An 8,167-nucleotide genomic window follows, 5' to 3' on the forward strand; every position below is an offset into this window, starting at 1 on the left:
GGTCAAGACGGTCAGATCGGTCAAGTGTGCGGGGATCGGGTAAAGAGAGCCGTCAAGCCGTCACACGCGGGCGGTTTCATCAGCGAAGATAGGGTGATGACCCATGCCGTCCGGCAGGGGCAACTAACTACCCAACAGGGGCGGTGAGTTACATGTACCTGGCGGCAGAGAAGGGCGACATCACCACCATCATCGGTGGAATCGCCCCGAACTGGGGGCCTTTCGGCAGCCTGGGCGCCGAAGCCAAGATCATGATCGAGGTCGTGATGGCCGTGGCCATCCTGCTGTGCCTCGGCATCGCCATCTGGGGCGCGGCCAAGCAGCGCATCGGAGCGACCGCCCTTCGCGACACGTTCAGCGCGGAACAGGGCAAGGGTCTGATCGTGGCCGGTCTGACCGGCGTCTTCATCATCGGATCACTGGGAACGCTGTTCACCATCGTGTACGGGATGGCCGTCTGACCTCCCGTCGGACCCCGTACCCCGAGATTGCTTTCCCTGATGTCCAGTCACGTTGCAGCACTGCCCGTACCGCGAACCAGTGAGGGGGCGTAACCGGCATGAGTCCCGGTGACGAGCACGACAGCTTCGGCGGCGTGGGCGGCTCGGGCCAGACCCGGACCCGCCTGCCCGAAGGCAACAGCGGCGACGTCTACGGCGGCGCCCGCCGCCCCGTCCGCAGCTCCCGCTCCCTCATCACGGTCGTCGGCGTGGTGGTCCTCCTCCTCGCGGCCATCGCCTTCGCCAACAGGGGCGGCGGCACCCCGACGGACCCGACGGGCGACTCACCCCGCAAGGGCGCGACAGCGGCCGACCCCACGGCGGCGACGGGCGTCAGACCGGTGACGGGAAAGAACGGCGCGATCCCGACGGGCTACGCCCACGACGAACAGGGCGCACAGAGCGCGGCGTCGAACTACGCGGTGGCACTGGGCTCGGCGGAGATGTTCACAACCTCGACCCGGAACGAGATCGTCCGCACCGTCTACGCCCCCGCCGTCGCCGCCGCACGCCAGGGCGATCTCGACCAGGTGTACAGCGACAAGGGCTTCCTCAGCCGGATCGGTCTGCGTGAGGACGGCACCGCGCCGCAGGGCGTGTCCTTCATCTCCCGCGTCATCCCGGTCGGCACGCGGGTCGACAGCTACACGGACGACAGGGCCACCGTGTCGGTCTGGTACTCGTCCCTGTTCGGCATGGCCGGCGAAGGTTCCAAGAACCCCGTTTCGGAGGCCTGGTACACCAACTCGTACGAACTGCAGTGGGTCGACGGCGACTGGAAGGTCACCGACTTCAGGCAGAAGGACGGCCCGGTACCCGTCGGCAGCGACCAGCGAGCCTCCACGGCGGAGGAGATGAGCGACGCGGTCGGTCAGTTCGGAGGCTTCACCTATGCCCGGTAAGCGTCCCCCGCGCGGCACCAGGATCGCCGCAGCGCTCGGCCTTGCGCAGGTGGCCGTCGTGCTCGTCGCCGACCGCGCCTTCGCCGCGCCCACGCCCACTCCCAGCCCGAGTGCAAGTAACGACCCCTGCGACCTGATTCGCGGCCCCGCACGGGACTACTGCACCAACGGCCGCCCCGGCACCGACGGTGGAGCCGGCCGGGCTCCGCTCGACGACCCCACCACCGCCCTGGACCCCCTCGCCGCCCTCTCCCGCGGATGCGCCGACGCCGCCGTCGCCACCATCGACTACCTCTCCAAGGCCGTCAAGGAGACCGCCGACGTCGACTTCACGAACATGGAGTTCCTCGGCCGGTACGCGATCGTCTTCGCCGCCTCCACCTTCCTCACCCTCCTCCTCTGGCTCCTCGCCGTCGCCAAGCGCGCCATCCGCGGCGTCCCCCTCACCACCGCGCTCTCCGAAGCCATCGGTTTCCTCTGGCTGACGGTCCTCGCCTCCGCCTTCACGCCCCTGATCCTCTACACCGTCGTCAACGCCACCGACGCCGTCACCGAGGTCATCGCCTCCGGCACCGGCCGGCAGACCGACATCTTCTTCGGCAGCTTCAAGGAGGCCCTGCAGAAGGGCGACAGCATCGGTGGCGGCCCCATCATGCTGATCATCGTGTCCCTGGTGACGGTCCTCGCCGCGGGCGTCCTGTACCTGGAGCTGTTCCTCCGCGCCGTCATGCTGTACGTCGGCGCCCTCCTCGGCGTCGTCGTCTACTCCGGGCTCGTCGACAAGAACATGTGGGGCCACGTCCGCCGCTGGGCCGGCATCATGATCGCGATCATCCTGGTCAAGCCGGTCATCGTGATCGTCCTGGGCCTGGCGGGCGCCCTCTCCTCCGGCACCGGCCCCGACTCGTTCTCCGCCGTCGTCTCCGGCCTCGCGATCATCCTGCTCGCCATCTTCGCCTCCGCGATGATCTACCGCTTCGTCCCCGGGTTCGGCGACGAGATCGCCGCCTCCCGCAACAACCGCCTCCACCGCGCCGGCGAGAACGCGGCCGCCGCCGTCATCTCCTCCCCCGCCTCCCTCGTCTCCCAGGGCATCAAGACACACAGCTCCCGCGGCGACGGCGGCCAGTCCTCCCAAGGCTCCGGCCCTCGCCCCGCCAACCCGGTCTCCGGCGGCATGGCCGCCCACAGCAGCCGCGGCGGCAGCGGAGGCGGCGCGACCCCCCCGCCCCCGCCCCGTAGCGGCAGCCCCACCGCGGGCACCCCGCACAGCAACCGCAAGAACTCTGGAGGTGCAGGGCGTTGACGACCCAGTCCCAGCCGGTCGCGCCCCGCCGTACGTATCTCGTCGGCCGTGCCCGGCCGAACGCGATCGTCGGCAAGAACCGCGAGACCGGCGAGATCGCCCTGATCATCGTCGGCGCGTTCCTCGGCATGATGAGCGGACTCCTCGTCCCCCTCCTCCCCCTGCGGATCGCGCTCCTCGCCGGCCTGCCGATGCTCGCGATCGCCGCCGTGTACCTCCCGTACAGGCACCGCACCTTCTACAAGTGGTTCGAGATCAACCGCAGCTACAAGCGGATGCTCAAGCGCGGCACGGCCTACCGTTCCGTCGTCACCGAGGCCGGCACCCGCCTCGACGGCCGCGAGGTCGAGGTCGGCCCGCCGCCCGGCATCGGCCGCGTCGGCTGGCTCGCCGCCCCCTTCGGCCCCGACGAGATCGCCGTCCTCCTGCACGCCGACCGCCGTACGGTCACCGCCGCCATCGAGATCGAGGGCCCCGGCGTCGGCCTGCGCGACAGCGAGGACCAGGAGGCCCTGGTCGACCGCTTCGGCACCCTCCTGAAGCACGTGGCCAACGGCGACGGCTTCGTCACCCGCCTCCAGATGCTGGCCCGTACCCTCCCCGCCGACCCCGACGCCCACGCCAAGGACGTCGGCCAGCGCGGCGACCCGCACGCGCCCGCGTGGCTCATGGAGTCGTACGACCAGCTCCAGTCGATGGTCTCCACCTCCAGCGAGCAGCACCGCGCCTACCTCGTCGCCTGCATGCACTACACGCGCGAACTCGCCGCCGAGGCCAACGCCATGGCCCACGCCGCCAAGCACACCTCCGGCGCCCGCAAGCTCGACCGGGACGCGGGCCTCGCCGTCGTCATGGCCCGCGAGCTCACCGACATCTGCGCCCGTCTCGCCGAGGCCGACATCCGCGTCCGCCAGCCCCTCGGCCAGTCCCGGCTCGCCTCCCTCGTGCACTCCATGTACGACCCGGACCACCCCATCGACCACATCCAGGCCATGACGAAACGGAACGCCTGGCCGGCCGAACTCGACGCGAGGGAACCGACGTACCTCCAGGCCAAGACCCGGGAGTCCTCCACCCGCGCCCCCTGGTGCCACGCCACGGCCTGGGTGAAGGAGTGGCCGATGACCCCCGTCGGCGTCAACTTCCTCGCCCCTCTCCTCGTCCACACCCCCGACGTCATCCGTACGGTCGCCGTGACCATGGACCTGGAACCCACCGAGGTCGCCATCGAGCGGATGCTCACCGAGAAGACCAACGACGAGGCGGACGCCAGCCGCGCCGCGAAGATGAACCGCACGGTCGACCCGCGCGACATCGCCGCCCACGGCCGGCTCGACCAGCGGGGTGAGGATCTCGCCAGCGGAGCCGCCGGAGTGAACCTCGTCGGGTACATCACGGTGTCGTCGCGTTCCCCCGAGGCCCTGGCCAGGGACAAGCGCACGATCAGGGCCTCCGCCGGCAAGTCCTATCTGAAGTTGGAGTGGTGCGACCGCGAGCACCACCGGGCCTTCGTGAACACCCTGCCGTTCGCGACCGGCATCCGCCGCTAGGGCCGAAGGGGCACAGAGCCATGCGAGATCCGCTGTCCGTCCTCACCGAAGCCTTCACCTCCTTCCTCTTCGGGAAGGTGGAGACGACCCGTCTGCCCGTCCGCACCTCCACCGGGCAGGCCCAGGCCGTCTACCTGCCGACCGCCGCCCCCGGCCTCGGCGACTCCGGCGTCATCATCGGCCGCGAGGTCTACAGCGGCAAGGGGTACATCTACGACCCCTTCCAGCTGTACGGGCAGCAGCTCCCCGCCCCGCACTGGCTGGTCCTCGGCGAGTCCGGCAACGGCAAGTCGGCCCTGGAGAAGACGTACGTGCTCCGCCAGCTCCGCTTCCGGGACCGGCAGGTCGTCGTCCTCGACGCCCAGGGCGAGGACGGCGTCGGCGAATGGAACCTCATCGCCCAGGAGCTGGGGATAACCCCCATCCGCCTGGACCCGATGGTCGCCAACGACTCGGGGATCCGCCTCAACCCGCTCGACCCGTCGATCACCACGACCGGGCAGCTCGCCCTGCTCCGTACGATCATCGAGGTGGCGATGGGCCACGGCCTCGACGAGCGCGCCGGCTTCGCGCTCAAGGTCGCCCACGCCCACGTCACCGAGCACACCACCGACCGCCAGCCGATCCTCACCGACATCGTCGAGCGCCTGCGCCACCCGGAGGCCGGCTCGGCCGAGGCGATGAACGTCGACATAGACGATGTACGCGCCTGGGGCCTGGACGTCGCCCTCGTCCTCGACCGGCTCGTCGACGGCGACCTGCGGGGCATGTTCGACGGCCCGACGACCGTCGGCATCGACCTCGACGCCCCCCTGATCGTCTTCGACCTCTCCCACATCGACCGCAACTCCATCGCCATGCCGATCCTCATGGCGATCGTCGGCGTCTGGCTGGAACACACCTGGATCCGCCCCGACCGGAAGAAGCGCATCTTCCTCGTCGAGGAGGCCTGGCACATCATCAACAGCCCGTTCGTGGCGCAGCTGTTCCAACGGCTGCTCAAGTTCGGCCGCCGCCTCGGCCTGTCCTTCGTCGCCGTCGTCCACCACCTCTCCGACGTCGTCGACGGAGCCGCCGCCAAGGAAGCCGCGGCGATCCTCAAGATGGCCTCCACCCGGACCATCTACGCCCAGAAGGCCGACGAGGCACGCAACACGGGCCGGGTCCTCGGCCTGCCCCGCTGGGCCGTCGAGATCATCCCGACCCTCACCCCCGGCATCGCGGTCTGGGACGTCAACGGCAACGTGCAGGTGGTCAAACACCTCATCACCGAGAAGGAACGCCCACTGGTCTACACGGACCGCGCCATGACCGAGTCCTCGGCCGTCGACCCGGAACTGGAGTGGGAGACGGAACAGCGGGCGATCCTCGTCGAACAGCAGCTGAACGGCACGTCCCAGTCGACGGTGGCGTAGATGCAGCCGGCACACAAGGGAGGGGGAGTCTCCGACGGGCTGCTGCTCAGCCTGTTCGGCCTCCTCCTCTGTCTCACGGTCCTGGTGTGGACGGCGACCGGCCTGGCCGCCCTCCTCTCCCACGGCGCCTGGCCGGACGGCATCACCCTCACGGGCACGCCGTCCGCCCTGCGCTCCCTGGTGACGGCCCCGACCGACCTCCCGGCGGCCTGGCCCACCACCCCGGCGGCCCAGCTCTCGGGGTACGGCCTCTTCTGGGGGCTGCTGATCGGCGAGGCGATGATCCTGCTTGTCCTCGCGGTCTTCGCACTCGGCACGCTGGCTCGCTGGCGAGCGGTCAGGGCGAACCGGAAGACGGGGGCGTACGGTCACCTCCCCACCACTCCGGCCCGCCAGGAACCGGCCACGACCGCACCTCCGGCACCCGCCGCACCGACCGAACCCCCGCCGGCAGCAGCACCCGCCCCGGTCGTACCCGCACCGGCGGCCCCACCGATCCCAGCCGCACCCAGCACCCCCGTCGTACCTCCGGCGGCCGCACCCCCCACCATCCCCGCCCCCACCGCCGCCCCCGCCCCGGTCCCCGCACCGGCGCCGACCCGCACCCTCTACGGCCCCCCCGACGCGCGCCACCCCGCCGCCGTCCAGGCGATCCAGGACGCCGAGGGCCCCGTCCTGGTCGTCACCTCCGACCCCGCCGTCTGGTCCGCCACCAAGGACGCGCGCGGCAAGCTCGGCCCGGTCCTCGTCCACGACCCCGGCCACCTCTGCGACACCCCCGCCCGGCTCCACTGGTCACCGTCCGAGCACTGCGAGGACCCGGCCGTGGCCGCCGAGCGGGCCGTCGCCCTGCTCGCCCCCGTACGCCCGCACTCCCGCCTCGACGCAGCCACCGCCGACACCGCGGAAACGCTCCTGCGCTGCTGGCTGCACGCCGCCGCCGTCGACGGCCGCCCCTTCCGCCAGGTCCACCGCTGGGCCCAGGGCGGCGGCGCCCACGAACCGGTACGGATCCTCCGCAGCCACCCCAAGGCCGCCTCGGGCCACGCGGGACTCCTCGAAGCGGCACTCACCGCGCACCCGGAAAGCCGCCGCCTGGCACAGGAACTGACGGCCCGTGCCCTCGCCTCGCTGTCCTCGATCCACATCCGCGAGGCCTGCACAGCGAATCGAACGGATTCACTGGCACTGGCATCTTTCCTCTCCGAAGGGGGCAGCCTCTACCTGGTGGGGGAACCGATCGAGGATCCCCGCACCCACCCCGGCGCGATGCCGCTCCTGACGGCGCTCGCCGCAAGCGTGGTCGAGCACGGCCGCCGCATGGCCGCACGGTCATCCGACGGTCGGCTCGACCCACCACTGACGCTCGTCCTCGACGACGTCGCCGCCGTGGCCCCGCTGCCCCAGCTCCCGCAGCTCCTCGCCACCGGCCACGACCAGGGCATGCCGACCCTGGCTTTGATGCGCTCGGCCGAACAGGCCAGATCCCGCTGGCCGGAGACCTCGCTCAGCCGCTGACGGAACCCGCGGCCGAAGCCGGCCGCAGCAGTTCGTGCTCCCACTCGAACGCGTCCTCACCCCCGTGCGGCGCGACCCGCACGCCGGTCGCCACGTACCCGAGTCGCCGGTACACCGCCTGAGCCCGCACGTTCTCCGCATGCACGTAGAGCCGCGCCCGCTCGATCCGCGGCTCCACCAGCGACCAGGACCACTCCGCCGCCGCCTCGAACAACGCGTCGATCACCCCGGAGCCGCGCGCCTCCTCCCGTACGAACACCCCGACGACATGCGTCTGCTCGACCACGGGCACATCCCCCAGCAGCGTCTCGGCGGCCGCCCGCTCCACCAGCACCGTCAGCGTGCCGGCCCACCGCCCGTCCGGCGCCTCGGCGACGAACTGGCGCATCCCGCCGGGCCCGTCGTCGGACGCACCCTCCGCCCGCTCCCGCCAGAAGGAGTCCGGCCGCTCGACCGCCGCCTCGTAGGTGTCGAGGAACGCGAGGTGCGCGAGGGGGTCCCGCAGCGCCGTCAGCCGGATCTCACGGGCCTTCTCCCACTCGTCGGCACGGATGGCACGAATCGCATAGTCCATGCCGCCGATCCTGACGACGTCCCCCACCCCTGACAAGGCGTTTTCCCCCGTCGCACCCCGGTACGACACCCACGCCGGGGCCCCACCCGGGCCTCAAAAGTCCTGTGAACGCAGAAAAGCCCCGCACCATGAGGTGCGGGGCTTTCCCACAATGATTGTTCGGCGGCGTCCTACTCTCCCACAGGGTCCCCCCTGCAGTACCATCGGCGCTGAAAGGCTTAGCTTCCGGGTTCGGAATGTAACCGGGCGTTTCCCTAACGCTATGACCACCGAAACTCTATGAAGTTAACCAACCGGATACGGCACAGTTCGTTACTTCAGAACTAACACAGTGGACGCGAGCAACTGAGGACAAGCCCTCGGCCTATTAGTACCGGTCAGCTCCACCCATTACTGGGCTTC

The 8,167-nt window shown here is 70.6% G+C and carries 7 protein-coding genes and 1 rRNA gene; 6 read left to right on the forward strand and 2 right to left on the reverse strand.

All coding sequences use genetic code 11. From position 1 onward, the window contains the following. Positions 1-152 precede the first annotated feature (152 nt). The 6 genes from ACFWV2_RS06375 (at position 153) to ACFWV2_RS06400 (ending at position 7,191) form a co-directional block, all read left to right on the forward strand. Entirely contained in the window at positions 153-461 is a 309-nt protein-coding gene (locus ACFWV2_RS06375; RefSeq protein WP_017242359.1) for a hypothetical protein, read from the forward strand. Positions 462-559: 98 nt separating this feature from the next. Then, positions 560-1,402: a hypothetical protein gene (locus ACFWV2_RS06380; protein ID WP_384402431.1), complete on the forward strand. Its 843-nt coding sequence runs from the start codon at positions 560-562 to the stop codon at positions 1,400-1,402. After that, complete coding sequence (locus ACFWV2_RS06385) at positions 1,392-2,708, forward strand: hypothetical protein (RefSeq protein ID WP_384402434.1); 1,317 nt, start codon at positions 1,392-1,394, stop codon at positions 2,706-2,708. The genes ACFWV2_RS06380 and ACFWV2_RS06385 overlap by 11 nt, the downstream gene beginning before the upstream one ends. Continuing rightward, positions 2,705-4,258 carry an SCO6880 family protein gene (locus tag ACFWV2_RS06390; protein WP_384402438.1) on the forward strand — a complete coding sequence of 518 codons (1,554 nt, stop codon included), beginning with the start codon at positions 2,705-2,707 and terminating at the stop codon, positions 4,256-4,258. Before ACFWV2_RS06385 ends, ACFWV2_RS06390 begins: the two co-directional genes overlap by 4 nt. Positions 4,259-4,278: 20 nt before the next feature. After that, a complete protein-coding gene (locus tag ACFWV2_RS06395; RefSeq protein ID WP_384402441.1) occupies positions 4,279-5,673 on the forward strand; it encodes an ATP-binding protein in 1,395 nt (464 codons plus the stop codon). Next, positions 5,674-7,191 carry a type VI secretion protein gene (locus ACFWV2_RS06400; RefSeq protein ID WP_384402444.1) on the forward strand — a complete coding sequence of 506 codons (1,518 nt, stop codon included), beginning with the start codon at positions 5,674-5,676 and terminating at the stop codon, positions 7,189-7,191. On the opposite strand, the gene ACFWV2_RS06405 is transcribed toward ACFWV2_RS06400, so the two are convergent. Next, positions 7,181-7,765, reverse strand: coding sequence for a GNAT family N-acetyltransferase (locus ACFWV2_RS06405; protein WP_384402447.1), 585 nt, complete (start codon positions 7,763-7,765; stop codon positions 7,181-7,183). The two genes, ACFWV2_RS06400 and ACFWV2_RS06405, sit on opposite strands and share 11 nt — an antisense overlap. Positions 7,766-7,922: 157 nt before the next feature. Next, positions 7,923-8,039 (reverse strand): 5S ribosomal RNA (gene rrf / locus ACFWV2_RS06410). Positions 8,040-8,167: the final 128 nt, after the last annotated feature.

Source organism: Streptomyces sp. NPDC058671, from assembly GCF_042716475.1.
Lineage (GTDB): Bacteria > Actinomycetota > Actinomycetes > Streptomycetales > Streptomycetaceae > Streptomyces.

Excerpts from the sequence above, each read along its gene's own strand:
- ACFWV2_RS06375 (WP_017242359.1), top strand. The coding sequence starts at position 153 with ATGTACCTGGCGGCAGAGAAGGGCGACATCACCACCATCATCGGTGGA.
- ACFWV2_RS06380 (WP_384402431.1), top strand. The coding sequence starts at position 560 with ATGAGTCCCGGTGACGAGCACGACAGCTTCGGCGGCGTGGGCGGCTCG.
- ACFWV2_RS06385 (WP_384402434.1), top strand. The coding sequence starts at position 1,392 with ATGCCCGGTAAGCGTCCCCCGCGCGGCACCAGGATCGCCGCAGCGCTC.
- ACFWV2_RS06395 (WP_384402441.1), top strand. The coding sequence starts at position 4,279 with ATGCGAGATCCGCTGTCCGTCCTCACCGAAGCCTTCACCTCCTTCCTC.
- ACFWV2_RS06400 (WP_384402444.1), top strand. The coding sequence starts at position 5,674 with ATGCAGCCGGCACACAAGGGAGGGGGAGTCTCCGACGGGCTGCTGCTC.
- ACFWV2_RS06405 (WP_384402447.1), bottom strand. The coding sequence starts at position 7,765 with ATGGACTATGCGATTCGTGCCATCCGTGCCGACGAGTGGGAGAAGGCC.